The sequence below is a fragment of the Bacillus sp. FSL K6-0073 genome, assembly GCF_038006085.1.
In the GTDB taxonomy this organism is placed as follows: Bacteria; Bacillota; Bacilli; order Bacillales; family Bacillaceae_G; genus Bacillus_A; species Bacillus_A cereus.
Window position 1 is genome coordinate 1686312 of the sequence record NZ_JBBOUN010000001.1, and the last position, 20681, is coordinate 1706992.

A 20681-nucleotide genomic window follows, 5' to 3' on the forward strand; every position below is an offset into this window, starting at 1 on the left:
AGGAAGCTATATGTACATACAATTATATGAAAAACTCGTTATTATTCAAAAAGCGTATGAAAATATTCAAGCGCTTGGAGAGCAAATATATGAGAATTTAAAAAATAAAAATGTAAATGCAGTTCAAAAATTGCAAGTAGAGCAATTGCAGTACATTGATGGTTTAAAAGGGTTATCAATCTCATTTGAAGAAATGGTTGTTCAGTTCTGTAAAGAACAAGGAGTTGAATCATTTCGTGTAAGTGCATTATTTTCGTATTTTTCACAAGAAGAAATTGAAAAAATGGAAGAATTACAAAAAAACGTAACTGAATTAGAAGAGAATGTAAAAATGATTCTTTTGAAAAATCAATATTACTTAAACGTACTATTAAAAACTACAGAAAGTATTGTGGATTCTGTTTCTGAATATAATTTAGAGCGAAACAATAATTCGCAAATCTTTATGAACGAACTATTGTAAAGGAGAAGTGAAACTTTATGAGATTATCTGATTATAATACACCGCTATCGGGCATGTTAGCGGCTCAAATGGGGTTACAAACAACGAAACAAAACTTGTCTAACATTCATACACCGGGTTATGTTCGTCAAATGGTGAATTACGGATCTGTTGGAGCAAGCAATGGTCATACGCCAGAACAGAGAATTGGTTACGGTGTACAAACGCTAGGTGTTGATCGTATTACTGATGAGGTAAAGACGAAGCAGTTTAATGATCAATTATCTCAGCTCTCTTACTATAACTACATGAATTCAACTTTATCACGTGTAGAGTCTATGGTTGGAACGACAGGGAAGAATTCATTATCTAGTTTAATGGACGGTTTCTTTAATGCCTTTCGTGAAGTAGCAAAAAATCCAGAGCAACCAAACTACTACGATACATTAATTTCTGAAACTGGGAAGTTCACAAGTCAAGTGAATCGTCTTGCGAAAAACTTAGATACAGTGGAAGCACAGACAGCAGAAGATATTGAAGCGCATGTTAATGAATTTAATCGTCTTGCTGCTAGTTTAGCAGAAGCGAATCATAAAATTGGACAAGCGGGTACACAAGTGCCGAATCAACTTTTAGACGAACGAGATCGCATCGTTACAGAGATGTCTAAGTATGCAAACATCGAAGTATCTTATGAATCTATGAATCCTAATATCGCGAGTGTTAGAATGAATGGTATTTTAACAGTAAATGGACAAGATACATATCCACTTCAATTAAATAAAGAAAAAGACCCAATGTCAGTTGAGATTTACGGTTCAGAAATCTCTGTAACTAGCGGAGCGATAAAATCAGCGATTGATACGAAAGCAAAGATTGTTGATTATAAAAAAAATCTCGAAGACTTAATGAGTTCAGTGAAAAATCAAGTGAATACAGTGATGGGAAAAGATTTCTTCGTTGGAGATTATGCAAAAGATATGAAGTTAAATCCAGAATTCCAAAAAGATGTTTCGAAAATGAAAATGTCTGCTGAAACAGCAAATAAACTAGCAGCAGTTACAGATGGAGATTATAAGGAAGGTCTTTCTTATAAACAAGCAATAGACCAATTTATAGTTCGTGTTGCATCTGATAAAAGTGCAGTAAATGGTTATCAAAAAATTCATGGCGACTTATTAGAAGGTATTCAGCAAGAAAAAATGAGCGTTGAAGGTGTAAATATGGAAGAGGAAATGGTAAATTTAATGGCCTTCCAAAAATACTTCGTCGCAAATTCTAAAGCTATTACTACGATGAATGAAGTGTTTGATAGTCTATTTTCGATTATTCGATAAGTGATAGTAATTAATTGGAAATATATAAGGAGGAGATAGAAATGAGAGTATCTACATTTCAAAATGCAAACTGGGCAAAGAATCAGTTAATGGATTTGAATGTGCAACAACAATACCATAGAAACCAAGTAACTTCAGGGAAGAAAAATCTTCTTATGAGTGAAGACCCACTTGCAGCGAGTAAATCATTTGCGATTCAACATTCATTGGCAAATATGGAGCAAATGCAAAAAGATATAGCGGATTCGAAAAATGTATTAACACAAACTGAAAATACTTTACAAGGTGTTTTGAAATCTTTAACGAGAGCAGATCAATTAACAGTACAAGCATTAAGTGAGCAAAATGGTGAAAAAGAATTGAAAGCAATCGGTGCAGAGATTGATCAAATTTTAAAACAAGTTGTATATTTAGCGAATACGAAAGAGCAAGGCCGTTATATTTTCGGTGGTGATAGTGCAGAGAAGCCACCATTTACAGAAGATGGTACATACCAGGGCGGAAAAAATGATGTGAACTGGCAGCTAAATGACGGTTATGAATTCAAAGCGTTCCGTAACGGAGAAGCGTTATTATCACCGGTTATAAAAACATTAAAACAGATGAGCGAAGCGATGCAAAATGGTGACCAAAAAGCGTTACAACCGTTATTAGGAGAAAATAAGAAAAACTTAGATGGCATCATTAACCGTACAACTGAAGTTGGTTCAACAATGAACACGATGGAGACGTTTAAAACAATTTTAAGCGAGCAAAACTTAGCGCTTCAAGAAAACCGTAAAGAAATTGAGGATGTCGATTTAGCGGTCGCGATTTCTGACTTGGCATATATAAATGCAACGTATGAAGCGACGCTTAAAGCGGTTAGTACGATGAGTAAAACGAGTATTTTAGACTACATGTAATCTATAAGGAGTGAGAAAAATGGCAGGAACAACGATGACAGGTATTGGTGGTAGACAACAAATTTGGAACCTCGGAAATAATATGATCGATACTTCTAACCTAGTAGAATTAGAGATGCAAGCGTTAGATATGAGAAAAACACCGTATACTACTGAGAAGCAAAAACTTACGCAAGATAAACAAGTATATGCAAGTTTAAAGACACAATTTACTCCTTTTACTCAAGTGTTTAAAGATTTAGCAGCTTTTAAAGGGAATGAGAAAAAAGTAACAACAACACAAGACGGCTACATTAATGTGAAAGCTGATGGTGGGGCGATTGCAGGAACTTTTAATATGACTATTACACAGCTTGCGCAGCGTCATCAAATAGCTTCAAATGACATTAAAGATATAAATGCGAAGCTTCCTAAAGATGAAACATTAAAACTAGGCGGTAAAGAACTAAAAGTAACAACTGATATGACATATAAAGATTTAATTAATAAGATTAATGATGGAGATTATGGCGTATCAGCTTATACACTTGGAAATAAAATTTTCATGACCTCGAAAAAAGAAGGAACAGATGGAGTAATTAAGTTTGAGGGGAACACATCTACACTATTTCAAGATATTGGTTTAGCTAATGCGGATGGCACAGCGCTTAATACAATCAATGAAGCACAAAATGCTAAATATAGTATTAATGGTATTGAAGCTGAAAGTTTTACTAATACAATTGAGGCTCTTCCGGGTGTGAAAATTGAATTGTTAAAAGTAACTGAGCCGAAAGTAGAAGGGACACCAGATGCCGGTACAACAACAGATCCAAAAACAAAAGGTGTAGAATTAAAATTTACGGTAAGTGATTCTAATGTAACAGACACAGCCAATATTATTAAAAAGATGGTAGCAGAGTATAATAAAGCAGTTTCTACAGTTGACCTTTTTGCTGGGAAAGATGGAGTTTTCCAAGGGCAGGTAATTATGCAAAGCGTACGTCAAGCGATGAACAATGTTGCAACATTTTCTCAAGATGGTAATTATTTATTCACATTCGGTATTCAATTAAAGCAAGATGGAACGATGGAAGTTAATGATGAAAAATTAACACAAGCATTAAAAGAAAAACCTGATGCAGCGAAGCAATTTTTCTTTAGTTCTAACGGTTTAGGAAAAATGATGGAAGAACCACTTGATAAAATATTCGGTGATAAAGGTGTAGTTGGAGAACGTGTAAAAAATATTGATTCACGTGTAAGTGATTTAGATAAAAAGATTAAAGATATTGAAACGCAAAACTTGCAAAAGCAAGATGAAATTGTGAAGAAGTATCAAAAGCTAGAGAGTACATTAGCAGCGCTTGATAGCCAACTAAAAACAATTAAAGCAATGACAAAACAAAAAAGTGATGATTAATGAAAGTTGAGGAAGTGATCGTATGCAAGCATGGCAACGTTATATGCAAAATGATATTATGACGAGTAATCCGATTAAAAATACAATTTATATTTATGAAAGATGTATTGTAGAGTTTCGTAATTTAGAAGAACTTTTACATACTTTTAAACTACAAGAAGGGGACGCACTTCTTGAAAAATTAGAACGTATTTTTGAAGAACTAAAGCTTCAATTAAATCCTGAAATTACGAAAGATTTATATGATAGTCTCTATGGTTTATATGATTGGATTAGCATTCAAATTCAAACGATGAAAGTAACGCGTGAAGCGAAAGAGATTGATGCAATTGTGAAAGTGTTACAAGATTTAATAGACGGTTACCGCGGAGCACTTGAAAATGAACAATGATATTTATCGGACGTTTGTCAGCTGTTTTAATGAAATCGGTGAATTGCAAGTGTCAGACAGAGAGTTTGCTGAGAAGAGTGAGATGTTAAATCGCTGGATGATGACATTGGATGAAGAAACGCGTGCGCAAGTTGCGGCAGAAGTAAGCCCGTTCATTATTAAGGCCGCTCAGCATATTCGGGATAAGCAAAAGATTTTGGAAGAAATGATTATGACAAATGATGGGCGAATGAAGGCTAATTCATTTTACGGTAAATATTAATAATAACGTTTGGAAACAGATTCCCCTTTTAAAAGGGGGTCTATTCCTTCGTTTACATAAAGAACTCCGCTGATTGAGGTTTCATTTTATGACTGTGATGAAAAAATCATAGTAATCTAAATAATAGAAAAATGGACTTTAGTTTGTAGTTTATATATTGAAATGTTCTATAGATTACTATGTGTATACAGTTTTTTTGTATTCTTTTTTATATTTTTGTATTTTTCTAAAGACAACAATGAAAAAATGGAATAAAATATGTAAGGGTACATAATAGTAAATATTTTAATAAATGCATATAAGAAAATAAATAATGAAGTGAAACTTCTATCAGTGGATCATTACGTTAGAAAAGGAAGGGTGTGGAATATGCCAGATTTAGTGAGTGATGTAAGCCATTATATGAATTATTTAGTGACGAAACGAAATACTGTTTCTAGTAATATTGCAAATGCAAATACACCTGGCTATAAAGCACAAGATGTAACATTTGCTGAGCAGATGAAAAAAAGTAGTGCATTATATAAAAACAATGCGGCTGATTTAAAGAGCAATCCAGATTTATATCAAACGAATGAAATGCACTTGCCGACAGTAAATACGAAAAATACATATGCAAAGATTCAAACAAAATCAATGCAAACGAATAAAGACGGAAATAGTGTGGATGTAACGACAGAAATGCTAGATTTAATGAAAACAAATCAGTTATACGGTATTTCAATTAACGCAATTAATACACAATATGCAATTAACCAAGCGGCACGCGGACGTTAAAAGTAGAAGGAGAGACAACGAATGTTTCAGGCAATTAATGCAAGTGGCTCAGGGCTAACGACAGCGAGAAAGTGGATGGAAGTTACTTCTAACAATATTGTAAATGCAAATACAACGGCGGCTCCGGGGACAGATTTATATGAGCGTCGTAGTGTGGTGCTAGAATCAAACAATAGTTTTGCAAGTATGTTAGATGGGTCTCCTACTAACGGAGTGAAAATAAAAAGTATTGAAGCAGACAAAACGGAAAATTTAGTGTATGATCCGACGCATCCGCACGCAAATGAAGAAGGATATGTACGTTATCCAAATATTGATGTAACTGCTGAAATGACGAATGTAATGGTTGCTCAAAAAATGTATGAAGCGAATACGAGTGTATTAAATGCAAATAAAAAAATGCTTGATAAAGATTTAGAAATCGGCCGAGGATAAGGGGGAAGATAGTAATATGAAAATCCAACCAATGTTACATACACAACCATTTGGAGCAATTCAGTCAATTGGTGCACCGAAAACTTCTCAAACATCTGTAGCTCCGGAGAAAAAGTTTATTGATTTATTGGAAGATATGAATCAAACGCAAAACAATGCACAAACAGCAGTATATGATTTACTAACTAAAGGGGTAGGAGAAACACATGACGTTTTAATTCAGCAAAAGAAAGCTGAGTCTCAAATGAAAACGGCTGCTCTCGTACGTGATAATCTTATTGAAAATTATAAGTCACTAATTAATATGCAAATTTAGGAAAGTGGACGGGTGTGTTTAAATGGAAAAGATGAAAAATGTTATCCAATCATTAAAAACGTGGCATAAGTTAGTAATTGGTGCTGCGCTTTTAGCGATTGTAACAGGAGCACTTTTATACTTCACCTTGCCAGATAAATATGTTGTTGTATATCAAAATTTAAATGATGCAGATAAACAAGAGATTACAGCAGAATTATCGAAGTTAGGTGTCGATTATCAATTAGCGGCCGATGGTTCGATTCGTGTGCAAAAGAATGATGCTCCATGGGTTCGAAAAGAAATGAATGGGATGGGCTTACCGTTTAATTCTAAAAGCGGTGAGGAAATTTTATTAGAAAGCTCGCTCGGTTCAAGTGAGCAAGATAAAAAAATGAAGCAAATTGTCGGTACGAAGAAGCAATTGGAGCAAGATATTGTAAGAAACTTTGCAACAGTTGAAACGGCAAATGTTCAAATTACATTGCCTGAAAAAGAGACAATTTTTGATGAAGAAAAAGCAAAAGGAACAGCGGCGATTACGGTTGGAGTAAAGCGTGGCCAATTGTTAACAGCTGATCAAGTTGCAGGTATACAGCAAATGATTAGTGCAGCAGTTCCTGGTGTGAAGGCAGAAGAAGTAAGTGTTATTGATAGTAAAAAAGGTGTTATCTCAAAAGGGACAGATGAAGCACATTCTAGTAGTTCCTCTTCTTACGAGAAAGAAGTAGAGATGCAGCACCAACTTGAAGGTAAATTAAAGCAAGACATTGATGCAACGTTAATGACGATGTTTAAGCCGAATGAATATAAAGTGAATACGAAAGTGTCTGTAAACTACGATGAAGTTACACGTCAGTCAGAAAAGTATGGTGATAAAGGTGTACTTCGTAGTAAACAAGAGCAAGAGGAAAGCTCTACTGCGCAAGAAGGGGCAGATCCGAAGCAAGGTGCTGGTATTACAGCAAACGGTGAAGTGCCAAACTACGGTACGAACAATAATCAAAATGGTAAAGTTGTCTATGATAATAAAAATGGTAACAAAATTGAAAACTATGAAATAGATAAAACGGTTGAAACAATTAAGAAACACCCAGAATTAACGAAAACAAATGTTGTTGTATGGGTAGATAATGATACGCTAGTAAAACGTAGAATTGATATGACAACTTTTAAAGAAGCAATCGGAACAGCGGCAGGACTTCAAGCTGATCCGAACGGTAACTTTATAAATGGTCAAGTTAACGTTGTAACTGTTCAGTTCGATCAGCCGAAAGCCGAAAAAGAGAAAGAGCCAGAAAAAAGTGGTATGAACTGGTGGTTATTCGGTGGAATTACAGCTGGCTTATTAGCGATTGGTGGCCTAGTGTGGTTCTTATTAGCAAGACGTAAGAGAAAGAAAGAAGAAGAGGAATATGAAGAATACTTAGCAGAAGAGGAAATTGCTGCAAGTAATGAAAGTATCTTGGAAATTCCTGAAGAAAAAATAGTGCCAGAGCCAAAACCTGAACCAGAAGAACCGAAAGAACCAACGTTAGATGAACAAGTGCAGGATGCTACGAAAGAACATGTAGAAGGAACTGCAAAAGTAATTAAAAAATGGTTAAACGGACAGTAAGGGAGGAACAACGATGTTAGATGAAATCTCCTCCAAAGAAAAAGCTGCCATCCTTATTCGTACATTAGAAGAAGGGGTGGCAGCAAAAGTCATTGAATATATGACAGCTGAGGAAAAAGAAGTATTACTTCGTGAAATCGCAAAGTTTCGTGTATACAAACCAGAAACGTTAGAAAATGTACTAGGAGAGTTCTTATATGAACTAAATGTAAAAGAATTGAACTTAGTCACTCCAGATAAAGAATACATTCGTCGCATATTTAAAAACATGCCAGAAGACGAACTGGAAAAATTATTGGAAGATCTTTGGTATAACAAAGATAATCCGTTTGAGTTCTTAAATTCACTTACAGATTTAGAGCCACTTCTTACAGTGCTTAATGATGAGTCACCACAAACAATTGCAATTATCGCTTCTTATATTAAACCGCAACTTGCGTCTCAATTAATTGAGAGATTGCCAGATCATAAGCGCGTTGAAACGGTAATGGGTATAGCGAAACTAGAACAAGTTGATGGTGAATTAATTAATCAAATTGGTGAGTTGTTAAAATCGAAATTAAATAATATGGCATTTAGTGCAATTAATAAAACTGATGGCTTGAAAACAATCGTAAATATTTTAAATAATGTTTCACGAGGTGTTGAAAAAACAGTCTTTCAAAAGCTGGATGAAGTCGATTATGAGTTATCTGAGAAAATTAAAGAAAATATGTTTGTCTTTGAAGACTTACTTGGTCTTGAAGATCTTGCGCTTCGCCGTGTATTAGAAGAAATTACAGATAACGGTGTTCTTGCGAAAGCACTTAAAATTGCAAAAGAAGAAATTAAAGAGAAATTATTTACATGTATGTCTTCAAACCGTAAAGAGATGATTCTAGAAGAATTAGATGGCTTAGGACCGCTTAAGATGACGGATGCTGAAAAAGCGCAGCAAACGATCACTGGTACAGTGAAAAAGCTAGAGAAAGAAGGAAGAATTATCGTTCAAAGAGGTGAAGAGGATGTCCTTATTTAAAAACAGAATTCCGAAGAATTCTGTTTCTTTTTCTGAAGAAACGTATGAATTACAATTTCCAAAACCAGCTTCAGTTCAAATAGAAGAGGAAGAATTACAAGCTGATCATGCAGAACTCCGCGCCCAGCAAGAATCATTACATATGGAAATGCATCAGCTAAGGCAAGAGCAGCAAATGCTAGAACGAGAGCGTCAGCAGTTATTACAAGATAAAGAACAATTTCAAATGCATATTCATAAGCAAATGGAACAGATGGAAGCAGCGCGTGTGCAGTTTCAAAAAGAACAACAAGAAATAGCATATGAATGGACAGAGTTATTATGGGATCAGTCATTTCATTTAGCAGAAAAAATCGTGAATCAAGCGGTAGATTCACGATTGCTTGATGTGTTACCTATTTTAACTGGCATCGTGCAAACATTGCCAACTTCGTTTGAAAAATTAATCATTACAGTACATCCAGAAACGTTTGAACGTATTCAAGAAGAGAAGGAGAATACGAAAGAATATTGGTTACTACAATTAGTAGAATGGAAATATGATTTCTCCCTGCAGTTTGGTGAATTTGTTCTGGAAGAAGAGAAAGAGTTCTTTGAATTTAAATTTGCACCTATATTTGCGAAACTTCGTCAGAAATGGGAAGAAGAGAAGTTATTTGAGGAGCAAAATGTATGAGCCGCCTGTTAATGAATGAGAACGAAAAATGGAATAAGTTCATTGAAACACCGCTGTATACGAAAGTAGGCAAAGTTCATAGTGTACAAGAACAGTTTTTCGTAGCAAAAGGGCCGAAAGCGAAGATTGGAGATGTTTGCTTCGTTGGAGAACATAACGTCTTATGTGAAGTGATTGCCATTGAAAAAGAAAATAATATGCTACTTCCATTTGAACAGACAGAAAAAGTATGTTATGGAGATTCAGTGACACTAGTTTCAGAAGATGTTGTTGTACCACGTGGTAATCACTTGCTCGGAAAAGTGTTAAGTGCAAATGGTGAAGTGTTAAATGAGGAAGCTGAAAACATTCCATTACAGAAAATAAAACTAGATGCACCACCTATACATGCATTTGAACGTGAAGAGATTACCGATGTATTTGAAACAGGAATAAAATCAATTGATTCTATGCTAACAATTGGTATCGGTCAAAAGATTGGTATTTTTGCTGGGTCAGGTGTTGGTAAATCAACTTTACTTGGAATGATAGCAAAAAATGCAAAAGCTGATATAAACGTTATTAGTTTAGTAGGGGAACGTGGCCGGGAAGTAAAAGACTTTATTCGAAAAGAGTTAGGCGAGGAAGGTATGCGAAAAAGCGTCGTTGTTGTAGCGACGTCAGATGAAAGTCATCTTATGCAACTTCGTGCAGCGAAACTCGCAACGTCTATTGCTGAATACTTCCGTGATCAAGGTAATAACGTATTACTTATGATGGACTCTGTTACTCGTTTTGCCGATGCACGAAGAAGTGTTGATATTGCTGTTAAAGAGTTACCGATTGGTGGTAAAACACTGTTAATGGAAAGTTATATGAAGAAGTTGTTAGAGCGGTCCGGAAAAACACAAAAGGGATCTATAACAGGTATTTATACGGTGCTTGTTGATGGGGATGATTTAAATGGTCCTGTACCAGATTTAGCACGTGGTATTTTAGATGGACATATCGTATTAAAGCGTGAGCTTGCAACGCTTAGTCATTACCCTGCAATTTCAGTATTAGATTCAGTAAGTAGGATTATGGAAGAAATTGTTTCGCCACATCATTGGCAACTTGCAAATGAAATGAGAAAGATTTTATCAATTTATAAAGAAAATGAATTGTATTTTAAGCTAGGAACGATTCAAGAAAATGAAGAAAATGCTTATATTTTTGAATGTAAAAATAAAGTAGAAGGCATAAATACATTTTTAAAGCAAGGTCGATCGGATAGTTTCCAATTTGATGATATCGTTGAAGCGATACAGCATATAGTATAAGGCCTCTGCCCAAGAGGTCTTATTTTCTTGTTTTTTAATATTTCACAGATTTTTTTGGGAAAAAACTATATAATAGAAAAAGAGAACGTTATAATAGAAAGGAGTTATGAAAACAGGTGGATAAACAGCAGTACGACACAATAAAATTGCAAATAAACCAAGAAAAAGAACATATTTTAAAAGAAGTGTATGAATTAACAGCTGAAAAAAGAAAAATAGAACAAAAAAAAGAATATGATTTATATGTTGTGAAATCGCGTAGTAAAGTCGTACAAACTGGGCAACGTATTATGGCTGGCATGCTTTCTTCACATACGTTTTCACCTGAAAGAATAGAAGAATGGAATCGAAAAATTAAAAAAACGGAAGGTTTTATTCAAAAAAATGAAAGCCTTTTAGAGCAAGTAAAAGAAAAAGAACGTGTCATTGATGAGATGTATCAAGAAGATTGCAAAAAGCTTGCGAAAGCACAAGAAAAGCTGGAAGAAAAAATGCTTCTGGATTTGAAAATGTGTATGAATGGATGAGGTGAATGTAGTGATACAGTCTGTATTACCGGTGCAACAAAGTTTACCTCCGCAAAAAGAAAAAGGGCTAGAAGTACAATCAAAAAATGAAGATTCTTCATTCGATCGTACGATGAGAATGGAAAATAAAAAACAGCCGCAAACGGAGAAAACGAAACGAGAAGAAGCACCAAAAGAAGAGAGAAAAGATTATATTCTTTCTAAAAAATCGGTAACGGAAGAAGAACCTATTGTAAAGAAAGAAGAAAAAAAAGAGACAGAACAGTTGTTATTAGCTGTATCTGAGCAAATGGTTGCAATTGAGCAATTACATGTGCAGCCGGAATTGTTATATCAATACATACAAAAAATACAAGAGCTATATAAAGAATATGGCAATATTAAACTTAATGAATTACCTGCAGCTGAATTACAACAATTACAAGAACTTCTTTCAAATATGAATATCAAAAATGCTATATGTTTAGAAGATACAATGCAAATGGTATTAGACAAAATGAAGATGCCAGAGCAAACGATGCAAGCATTGAAGGTTGTAGAAACAGAAACTTGTAATATTGCAAAGGAACAAGAAGAGTTTAAAGAGGTAGATCTTCCGAAACTTGAGAGCGATGATGCAAAGGTAGAGTTGCCAGAAGTTGATGCATTAAACGATTCGAGCTCTGCAGGTGCAGAATTATTAAATAAAACGACGAGTACCGAACAAATAGGGAAATCAAATAGTGGTGCTGAGAAAGTTTCATTACCTGACTTAGGAAAGAAAATGGAAGCGCAAGTAGAAGCGCTGCAAAAATTTGTAGTGAAACAAGAACGTGTTTTATTCCAGTTAAATCCAGAAAAACTTGGTACATTAACAGTGTTTATGAAAAAACACGGAGATCAAATTGACGTTCACGTAGAAATGGAAAAACACGATGCGAAAAAACGTGTTGAAATCATTTTTGATGAATTGAGATTAAAGTTAAAAGAAAAAGAAATCAATATTCAAATTAGCTATTCAGATAAAGATGAAAATCGCAAAGAACAGCGAGAACAAGAGCAAAGGCAAAAACAGAAATTAGCAAATACAAATCATGAAAAACAACAATCAACAGAATTTGCGGGATTATTGGAGGAATAAAGCGTGCCAACAGTTGGATTAAATACAACGAGTACAAATCATATTCCGTTACAAGCAGGAGCGCAAAAAAGTAATGTACCTGTTAATGGTGTACAATCGCCAGTGCAACAAAGTAATGGAGTTTCAGCAGGAGCGCAAAAGACTCCTGGGGTAATGGGGAAAGATGATTTCTTAAAATTGTTTTTATCAAGTTTCCAACATCAAGATCCATTTAATGCGATGGATATGAATCAAATGATGAATCAGACAGCGCAGTTATCTCTTATGGAACAAGTACAGAATATGACGAAAGCAGTAGATAAGCTGCAATCAACGATGTATTCAACAGCACTTGATGGTGGAATGAAGTTTTTAGGGAAATACGTAAGAGGTGTTGACGGTGACGGAAACAAAGTAACCGGTCAAGTAGAAACGGTTCGTCTTGCGGAAAATAACGATGTACAGCTCGTTATTAATAATAAAGTTGTCTCTCTTCGTTTCGTTGAGAGAGTGTCTGATAAACCGATTGGGGAAACGAATCCAGAAGACGCAAAGAAAGACGATCAAAAAGTAACTGAAGAAGTAAAAACTACAAATTCATAAGGAGTGTCCATACGTTATGATTAAAGCGTTATATACAAGTATTACAGGGATGAATGCAACACAAAATGCATTAAGTGTAACTTCAAATAATATTGCCAATGCACAAACAGTAGGTTATAAAAAACAAAAAGCAATGTTTGATGATTTACTATATAACAATTCGATTGGTGCAAAAGGTGACGGTAAATACGCAGGAACGAATCCGAAAAGTATTGGTAACGGTGTGAAAATGAGTGGTACGGTTACGGATTATAGTGATGGTACAATTACGTTAACAGGTGGCAAAACACAAGCAGCAATGGAAGGGAATGGTTTCTTCGTTGTAGGTGATTCAAAAGGCGGAAATATGGAATTTACTCGTAAAGGTACGTTTGGGATATCTTCAGATTACTATATTACGAATACTGAAGGTCAATACGTATTTGCCTACCCTGCAAATGAGGCAACTGGTGAAGTTGATTTATCTGGAATTCCAGGACCGTTGCAAATTCCAATGGGAACAGCAATTGGTGGTATTCGAACATCGAAAGGGACAATTAAAGGGAATATTCCAACTGGTGAAAAACAAATTACACAAGATTTACCTGTATATGATAATGCGGGGAATACATGGACAATGCGTGTAGAGTTTAAACAAACGAGTGAACATAACTATACATATAAAGTACAAATGCGCAATGACTCGAAAAAAGAAACAGAGTTTAAAGATGTTCCAGGTGCAGGTGGTAATATGACATTTGATGCTGTTGGAAATCCAAATCCGAAAGAGCAAGGAGCCAATATTCCATTTGATGGCGGTTCTATAAAATTAGACTTAAGCCATTTAACAAATCATCCAACAGATAAAACATTATCAGTAACAGACGTAGATGGTAGAGCAGCAGCGACGGTTAAAGATTGCTTCATTGCTGACGGTGGATACGTAATGGTAAAATATTCTGATGGAAGTATGAAATCTGCAGGTCAATTAGCTGTTGCGATGTTCCCGAACGAAGGCGGACTAATGAAAACAGGTAATGGTAACTATACAGCAACGAATACAACAGGTATTTTAGCTCTTGGTACATCTGGTCAAAACGGTGCAGGTAAAGTACGCGGTGGTGCACAAGAAGGTGCTAACGTAGATTTATCTGTAGAATTCGTTGACTTAATGTTATACCAACGCGGATTCCAAGGAAATGCGAAAGTAATTAAAGTTTCAGATGAAGTATTAAATGAAGTTGTAAACTTAATTCGATAATATATCGCATGGAAAAAATGTAATGGAGTAGAAAGGGTTTTTTATTCGTATGACAAGACAAGAGCGAATTTTACAATTGCCTTTTTTCGAAAATAAACGTGAACTTGCCGAGCAAGTATTAAAAATAGAACGAGAAGAGCATGTATATTTACCAGATCAATTTGAAATTAAGCAAGTGCCACCGTATTCATTTGGCGAAAAACAAGCAATCATTGGCCGTATCCATGAGTTTTATTTCATAAGTGTTGGTAGTAGCGATAGCGTTTGGAAGTATCAATTGTTTAAGGATGAGATGAAGTGTCGTGAGTTTTTTGTAATGTTGCCAAATATTACGGATCAGCAGATAGCGTTTTGGTTTAATAACATAGAGTTATTGAAAAGTTCTTAAAAAGATCTAAAAAGCTCTTTTTAGGGTTGACGAGAGGACCCAGCGTTGTTTTTGAGCGGTTAGTGCCTAATAGGGCCTCGACTGGTGTGTAAGGACAAAGGTATGGAGAGTTACTAGGGTAGTATAAAAAGAGGTAAGCAAAGTTTAGTGTGGATAAACAGTTATGGTCCAGAAGAGCTCCTAGTTGTAAGAATAGAGCTATGAAGGCGTACTGAGATAGTTGGAGATGAGATAATCATTTTATAGTAGGACAGTGCCTTCTGGATAGAATGTGACGATAGATTTTTATAAAAGGAGAGGTGAGGAGGATGGCGCAAAATAAGTATCGCGTTACATTCATTTCGCCGAGTGAGGTTGAGCAGCGGACTGTAATGGCGGCGAATAGTTTGCCAGATTTAATTCGTAAAGTAGAGAGTATTATTGCAGATCCAAACGGTTATTTTGTGAATGATAAAAAAAATAATTGTTATTTTAAAGTGATTAAAGAAAATGTTACGTTTATTCAATATGAGTTACTATTTTCGGATAAGGAAATTCATATTGAAAAATTAAAACATATAGCACCGGTAGTATTAAAGCGATTATTCGAAAAAATAAATGACCCGGAATTATATGCACTCGCGCTACTTGATGTTGATATAGCAACGAAAGAATATGTGTTAGCAGAAATGAATTCTGAACTGAGAATAAGAGTAGAGACAGAGCTTTCGAAAAAATGGGAAGCAATGCCGACGGAAATTGTAGGTGCACAAGAAGTTTTATTAGAGGCACTTGCTTCGTTTATACAAGATTAATTGTTTTTTTATAAAATGAATCGTTCGACTATCTATATTTTTTATATAGGTAGTTGACTTTTTCTCTTTTATAAAGCTTAATAATTAAATATACGGAATTAATGGAAGGGGAGCGACACCTTTATGTCACAAGCACAAAGTATTTTATTAGAAAGCGGAACAAATGAATTAGAGATTGTTACGTACACTGTTGGTGAAAACCTATTTAGTATTAATGTAATGAAAGTACGTGAAATCATTAATCCATTCCCTGTTACAACTGTGCCAGAATCTCATCATGCAGTTGAAGGTGTTGTTCAAGTACGTGGTGAAATTTTACCTGTTATTAACTTAGCGATGGCTCTTAATTTAAAGTCAACAAAGCCACTTGATCAAACGAAATTTATCATCTCAGAATTAAACCAAATGAAAGTTATTTTCCGCGTTGATGAAGTGCATCGTATTCAACGTATTTCATGGGAACAAATTGATGAACCAGCTTCATTATCTATGGGACTAGAAGAAACGACATCTGGTATTGTAAAACTAGATGGAAAAATCATCTTACTATTAGATTATGAAAAAATTGTATGTGAAATTAGCGGCACTGGTTATGACAATAAATCAATTGCAGGATTAGAACAAAAAACAGATCGAGCTGAAAAAGTAATTTACATTGCAGAAGATTCAGCGATGCTTCGCCAAATATTAGAAGAAACATTATCATCAGCTGGATATACAAAAATGAACTTCTTTAGCAATGGTGCAGAAGCGTTAGCGCAAATTGAAAAATTAGCGAAAGAGCAAGGCGAAAAAATGTTTGAGCATATTCACTTGCTAATTACGGATATTGAAATGCCAAAAATGGATGGACATCATTTAACGAAAGTGGTTAAGGATAGTGAAGTAATGAATCGTTTACCAGTCATTATTTTCTCTTCATTAATTACAAATGAATTATTCCATAAAGGTGAAGCTGTAGGAGCAAATGCTCAAGTAAGTAAGCCAGATATTCAAGAGCTAATTGGTTTAGTTGATAAGTTAGTGCTTTAAAAGCTTCTATTTAGCCGGAATAGAAGCTCTAGCTAAGTGTTGAGCGGTCAGTGCTTAATAGAGCCCTATGCGATGTTGAGACCAGAGATATGGAGTGGTTATAGGTAAGTAGAAGAGCTGGCGTATAACATTTTTCTATTTAGTAGGAATAGAGGAACTACTTATGTAAGGAAGTTTTCAGTGCTTAATAGAGTCTCATGCGATGTGAGTTCAGAGGTATGAAGTAGTTTTAGGTAAGAAGAAGTGAGACTTTGATTGAGGATTTGAAGACTGGGTTTATAACTCTATTCTGTTAGAGAGAGGAAGGAATTAGCCAATGCTACATATGGCTAATTCCTTTTTAGTATTCTATACTCTAAACTGGTAGAAAAATGAAAGGTTTCTTGGGTGTTTGTCGCTGTATGTGTGAATAATCTTTATTTAGAGATTTTTAATTTAAAAATATAAGTGAACGTATTTTTTGATTACTTTAGTAACATTTCGTGGTAACGCAAATTTTTTCGGTGAAAAAACATTCAAAATACCATATAATATAATTAAATGTAATTAATATGCAATTTTACATATTAATAAAAAACATTTTCCAAATTTTTATACTTTCTATACATTTTTGTATGTTTATTATTTGACAGATAATTTCGAACTGTTATAATATGGATATGTAAAAATTGCTATTTTCTTAAAAGACATGGGAGTCAGATGAGAATTGTGAAAGGATGAGGGGGAGTGGCACAGATTATGTATCACCACACAGCAATTAATGTATTAGGTCTTTTACAAAACATGTCAAATAATAAAATGAACGATATGCAACTAGAAGCGGAATTAAAAAAAATAGAAAAAGAATTCCAAATAAAGTATGAAGAGTTAGTTGATTTACATAATAGAATGGTATTATTTCAAATAGATATAGAAAAAAATGGCGGGATGCGAGCATATGAAAAATCAGCAATTACATGGCTGAAGTCTGAACTAGAGCTACTGTATGAAGTGTATCAATTTTGTCAACGTCACGGTTTAAACATTTTAAATATTTCAAAATACGTAAGTAAAAATGAACTAAATCTTTTTCAAAAAACAGAAAGTCAATTGCAAAATACGTATTATAAATTGAAAAAACGTGAAATACCATTTGAAAATATTGAAAAACAAAAACCGGGACGAAAGCGAAAATATATACCAGTAAAAGAGACAATCGTTGCAAGAAAACAAGAAAACGAGTACGAATTAAAAGAAGAAATCCAGCATAAAGAGGATGAAAAAAATCTTGTAACAGTTATATCTGGTATCGTTGATAACTTTGAAACAATTAATCAATGTAGTAAAAGGAAAGAAGACGAACTACATCAGTTTATGGAAGGTATTTATAAGCTTTCTAGCATGGCAGCAGGGCGTTCTAGAGAAGCAAAGAATACACGTAGTCTAGAAGGCGAATTGCAGTCGTTACAACTAGAAAATGAAAGGCTAAAACGAGAGAAAGAAGAGCTTGTACAAGATATTAAAGGTATGACGCAGCTTTTAATTCATTTCATTACAAGTTCTGATATCGATCAAATTCGTAAATTACCAACTTTCGTACAAGATTGTAAAATGGAATTACATAAACTCGGGCTATATAATGCACAAGACGGAAAAATGAAAATAATGGTTGACCGTAGCGGACAAGTTATGACGGTAACACAGTAATAAAATTTGGGTACAAAATAAAAGGGAGATACATAGTTTATATGTATTTCCCTTTTGTTTTGTATGGAATCGTTCCAAAGAAGGAAGATTCATTTTTATAATTGTAGTAGTTTAGAGACCATTTTCGGAATTTGGTTCGCTTGTGAAACCATACTAAGTGCAACTTCAGTCAATAATTTGAACTTTAAAAAATCACTCATCTCCTGCGCCATGTCTGCATCTTCAATTCGAGATGCAGCATCTGTTAACGCCATACTTTGACTATTTAAATTTTCAATATTAAATTGTAAACGATTTATCATAGCACCAAGGTCGGCACGATGAAGTGACACACTTTGTAAAGCATCTTCAATTTTAAGAATCGCTGCTCTTGCTTCTTGTTCTGTTGAAATCTTGATGTCATGTTGTGTAGGGGAAGGGGGAATATGTTTCGTCATATGTACCGTATGACCGATATCGTCTAATGTAACAGGGCGGTTTTGACCGTCAAATACGGATAAATCATTAAACTCGGTCGTTTCGCCAATATAGCCAATTTGTTCTGTTAAAGATTGAAACTCTTTATTTAGTGAATGACGGTTTTTATTTGAATTTGTACCGTTTGAGGATTGAACAGCTAAATCACGCATACGCTGCAAAATATTCGTCACAGTTTGAAGGGCAGCTTCTGCCGTGCGAAGCATTGATATCGCATCCTCATTATTACGAATCGCCACGCGCATACCACTTGCTCTCGCATACATACGAGTCACAATCGCAACATTCGCTGGATTATCAGAAGCAGTATTTAACTTCTTACCAGTCACCAAATGCTCTATTGCAACATTCATACGCTTCTCATTCTCATACAACGACTGCCTAGCATTCATACTTAAAACATTCGTACCAATACGCATAATAGACACTCCTTATAGATTGATATAGTTAGTGTTCTAAAGCTAATAAACGGCTATGGATAGATAAAAAGGCTTATGCTCATTTGCTGTTTGTGTTTTAACATAAGAGAGGATCAAGATAAGCGCTGACCGCTTCTACGCACCGCGGATACTCTCTTCCACATAAAAAAGAAAGCTTTTATAAATAATCTATCTATATAGAAAAAATAAACCTCTCCGCAAGCAGAGAGGTTTATTCAAGAAACTAAATCAAATGGCTTATTGTAATAATTTAGAAACCATTTGTGGAGTTTGGTTTGCTTGAGAAAGCATGCTGATTCCAGCTTCGTTCAAGATTTTGAACTTAGTCATTTCAGACATTTCTTTCGCCATGTCAGCGTCTTCGATTTGAGAAGCAGCTGAAGCCATAGCAGAAGATTGGCTCTTAAGGTTGTTTACATTAAAGTCAAGACGGTTTAATGTAGCACCTAGAGTTGCTCGGTTAGAAGCAACCATTGTTAACGCATCATCAATTTGTTTAACAGCAGTTAGTGCGTCTGCACTAGTTGCTGCGCCTGCTGCAGGTAAAGTGGCAGCAGCAAATGCAGTTTCAATAAGTTTAGCAGCATCATCTTTTTTTGTAGTATCTGCCGTAGCATAAGCTGCAAATGCATTTTCAACTGCTGTAACCTGAGTTTTGTCTGTGATAAATCCTTTGACCTTATCAAATGCTTCTTTAGCATCTTGAACGTCTTTATCCCTAACTGTAGCATTTGCATTTGGAGTTTTAACTCGTAACATTGCTTCTTTAACAATATCTAAATCTTTTTGTTCTAGTTTATCAGAACCAATGTTTACGTCATTAAGACCTAGTTTATTCAGGGTAACAGCACTTAAGTTAATATCAATTTGTTTGCTGGCTTGATCAGAATCAAGTGTTTGAATTTTAATAACGTTATCGCCTTTTAGTAAATCTTTATCATTAAATTGTGTGTTTTCTGCGATATAAGTGATTTGCTCTTTTAATTGAGAAAACTCTTTGTTTAAAGCAATTTTATTCGCATCTGTGTTTGTTTCATTTGCAGATTGGTTAGCAATATCACGCATACGAAGTAAGATGTTAGATACTGAATTCATTGCTGAATCTGCAGTACGGATTAGTGCCATACCGTCTTGTGTATTATTAGCAGCAACACTTAATCCGCTTTCACGAGCACGCATACGAGTTGCGATTGCAAGACCTGCTGCATCGTCAGAAGCGTTGTTGATACGTTTACCGCTTGATAAACGGTCCATAGCGTTGCTCATTTTAGCTTGGTTTTGGCGCATGTACTCTTGAGTACGCATGCTGTTAATGTTTGTATTAATTCTCATGTTAAGAAACCCCCATTTTTTTATATTGACTTTTCTGCAAATTGAAAAACGGTAATATGCGAAAAAATCAATTTCGAGATTTATTGTAATCCTTGCCACAACGGGTGTCAACTAAAAATTCGAATTAATAAATATAAAAAAATAACATTTTAACAATATATTCATTTTTTTATTACATAATTATTAAAAGGATTATTGCAAACT

Annotated in this window: 23 protein-coding genes; 21 read left to right on the plus strand and 2 right to left on the minus strand. The window is 34.8% G+C overall.

Translation table 11 applies throughout. The features are described from left to right. Positions 1-10 precede the first annotated feature (10 nt). From MHB52_RS08885 to MHB52_RS08985, 21 genes are all read left to right on the plus strand, one after another. Complete coding sequence (locus tag MHB52_RS08885; RefSeq protein WP_061663690.1) at positions 11-463, plus strand: hypothetical protein; 453 nt, start codon at positions 11-13, stop codon at positions 461-463. 17 nt (positions 464-480) lie between these two features. Continuing rightward, the gene (gene flgK, locus MHB52_RS08890; protein ID WP_061663689.1) at positions 481-1779 is read left to right on the plus strand and encodes a flagellar hook-associated protein FlgK; all 1299 of its coding nucleotides are present in this window, start codon (positions 481-483) and stop codon (positions 1777-1779) included. A 41-nt stretch (positions 1780-1820) separates the two neighbouring features. Beyond that, positions 1821-2684 (plus strand): flagellar hook-associated protein 3, encoded by an 864-nt coding sequence (locus MHB52_RS08895; protein ID WP_030024826.1) that lies wholly within the window; start codon positions 1821-1823, stop codon positions 2682-2684. A gap of 19 nt (positions 2685-2703) precedes the next feature. After that, a complete protein-coding gene (locus MHB52_RS08900; RefSeq protein ID WP_000929308.1) occupies positions 2704-4086 on the plus strand; it encodes a flagellar hook-associated protein 2 in 1383 nt (460 codons plus the stop codon). 22 nt (positions 4087-4108) lie between these two features. Then, the gene (locus MHB52_RS08905; protein ID WP_061663688.1) at positions 4109-4477 is read left to right on the plus strand and encodes a flagellar export chaperone FliS; all 369 of its coding nucleotides are present in this window, start codon (positions 4109-4111) and stop codon (positions 4475-4477) included. Next, the gene (locus MHB52_RS08910; RefSeq protein ID WP_001058088.1) at positions 4467-4739 is read left to right on the plus strand and encodes a hypothetical protein; all 273 of its coding nucleotides are present in this window, start codon (positions 4467-4469) and stop codon (positions 4737-4739) included. The genes MHB52_RS08905 and MHB52_RS08910 overlap by 11 nt, the downstream gene beginning before the upstream one ends. Positions 4740-5057: 318 nt before the next feature. Then, positions 5058-5516, plus strand: a complete 459-nt coding sequence (flgB, locus tag MHB52_RS08915; protein ID WP_370940957.1) for a flagellar basal body rod protein FlgB — start codon at positions 5058-5060, stop codon at positions 5514-5516. A 21-nt stretch (positions 5517-5537) separates the two neighbouring features. Further along, positions 5538-5951 carry a flagellar basal body rod protein FlgC gene (gene flgC, locus MHB52_RS08920; protein ID WP_000484686.1) on the plus strand — a complete coding sequence of 138 codons (414 nt, stop codon included), beginning with the start codon at positions 5538-5540 and terminating at the stop codon, positions 5949-5951. Between the two features lie 16 nt (positions 5952-5967). Continuing rightward, on the plus strand, positions 5968-6267 hold the full coding sequence (gene fliE / locus MHB52_RS08925; RefSeq protein ID WP_000701670.1) for a flagellar hook-basal body complex protein FliE: 300 nt from the start codon (positions 5968-5970) through the stop codon (positions 6265-6267). Between the two features lie 22 nt (positions 6268-6289). After that, positions 6290-7864: a flagellar M-ring protein FliF C-terminal domain-containing protein gene (locus MHB52_RS08930; protein WP_061663687.1), complete on the plus strand. Its 1575-nt coding sequence runs from the start codon at positions 6290-6292 to the stop codon at positions 7862-7864. A 13-nt stretch (positions 7865-7877) separates the two neighbouring features. Next, positions 7878-8882, plus strand: coding sequence for a flagellar motor switch protein FliG (gene fliG / locus MHB52_RS08935; protein WP_000883364.1), 1005 nt, complete (start codon positions 7878-7880; stop codon positions 8880-8882). Then, complete coding sequence (locus tag MHB52_RS08940) at positions 8869-9558, plus strand: FliH/SctL family protein (protein ID WP_061663686.1); 690 nt, start codon at positions 8869-8871, stop codon at positions 9556-9558. Before fliG ends, MHB52_RS08940 begins: the two co-directional genes overlap by 14 nt. Beyond that, the gene (gene fliI / locus MHB52_RS08945; RefSeq protein ID WP_000088693.1) at positions 9555-10859 is read left to right on the plus strand and encodes a flagellar protein export ATPase FliI; all 1305 of its coding nucleotides are present in this window, start codon (positions 9555-9557) and stop codon (positions 10857-10859) included. The genes MHB52_RS08940 and fliI overlap by 4 nt, the downstream gene beginning before the upstream one ends. Before the next feature lie 116 nt (positions 10860-10975). Further along, positions 10976-11386, plus strand: coding sequence for a hypothetical protein (locus tag MHB52_RS08950; protein WP_000360855.1), 411 nt, complete (start codon positions 10976-10978; stop codon positions 11384-11386). A gap of 10 nt (positions 11387-11396) precedes the next feature. Next, positions 11397-12506: a flagellar hook-length control protein FliK gene (locus MHB52_RS08955; protein WP_016117521.1), complete on the plus strand. Its 1110-nt coding sequence runs from the start codon at positions 11397-11399 to the stop codon at positions 12504-12506. A 3-nt stretch (positions 12507-12509) separates the two neighbouring features. After that, positions 12510-13088, plus strand: coding sequence for a flagellar hook assembly protein FlgD (locus MHB52_RS08960; RefSeq protein WP_001143462.1), 579 nt, complete (start codon positions 12510-12512; stop codon positions 13086-13088). A gap of 16 nt (positions 13089-13104) precedes the next feature. Further along, entirely contained in the window at positions 13105-14328 is a 1224-nt protein-coding gene (locus tag MHB52_RS08965) for a flagellar hook protein FlgE (RefSeq protein WP_000588321.1), read from the plus strand. Positions 14329-14377: 49 nt separating this feature from the next. After that, positions 14378-14716: a DUF3964 family protein gene (locus MHB52_RS08970; protein ID WP_000198172.1), complete on the plus strand. Its 339-nt coding sequence runs from the start codon at positions 14378-14380 to the stop codon at positions 14714-14716. A gap of 308 nt (positions 14717-15024) precedes the next feature. Next, positions 15025-15510: a hypothetical protein gene (locus MHB52_RS08975; RefSeq protein WP_000068301.1), complete on the plus strand. Its 486-nt coding sequence runs from the start codon at positions 15025-15027 to the stop codon at positions 15508-15510. Positions 15511-15633: 123 nt separating this feature from the next. Beyond that, positions 15634-16542 carry a chemotaxis protein gene (locus MHB52_RS08980; protein ID WP_000075943.1) on the plus strand — a complete coding sequence of 303 codons (909 nt, stop codon included), beginning with the start codon at positions 15634-15636 and terminating at the stop codon, positions 16540-16542. A gap of 738 nt (positions 16543-17280) precedes the next feature. Beyond that, the gene (locus tag MHB52_RS08985) at positions 17281-18228 is read left to right on the plus strand and encodes a DNA-binding domain-containing protein (protein WP_061663685.1); all 948 of its coding nucleotides are present in this window, start codon (positions 17281-17283) and stop codon (positions 18226-18228) included. 95 nt (positions 18229-18323) lie between these two features. On the opposite strand, the gene MHB52_RS08990 is transcribed toward MHB52_RS08985, so the two are convergent. Then, positions 18324-19124: a flagellin N-terminal helical domain-containing protein gene (locus tag MHB52_RS08990; RefSeq protein ID WP_061663684.1), complete on the minus strand. Its 801-nt coding sequence runs from the start codon at positions 19122-19124 to the stop codon at positions 18324-18326. Positions 19125-19382: 258 nt separating this feature from the next. Continuing rightward, a complete protein-coding gene (locus tag MHB52_RS08995; protein ID WP_061663683.1) occupies positions 19383-20477 on the minus strand; it encodes a flagellin N-terminal helical domain-containing protein in 1095 nt (364 codons plus the stop codon). Between the last annotated feature and the right edge of the window lie 204 nt (positions 20478-20681).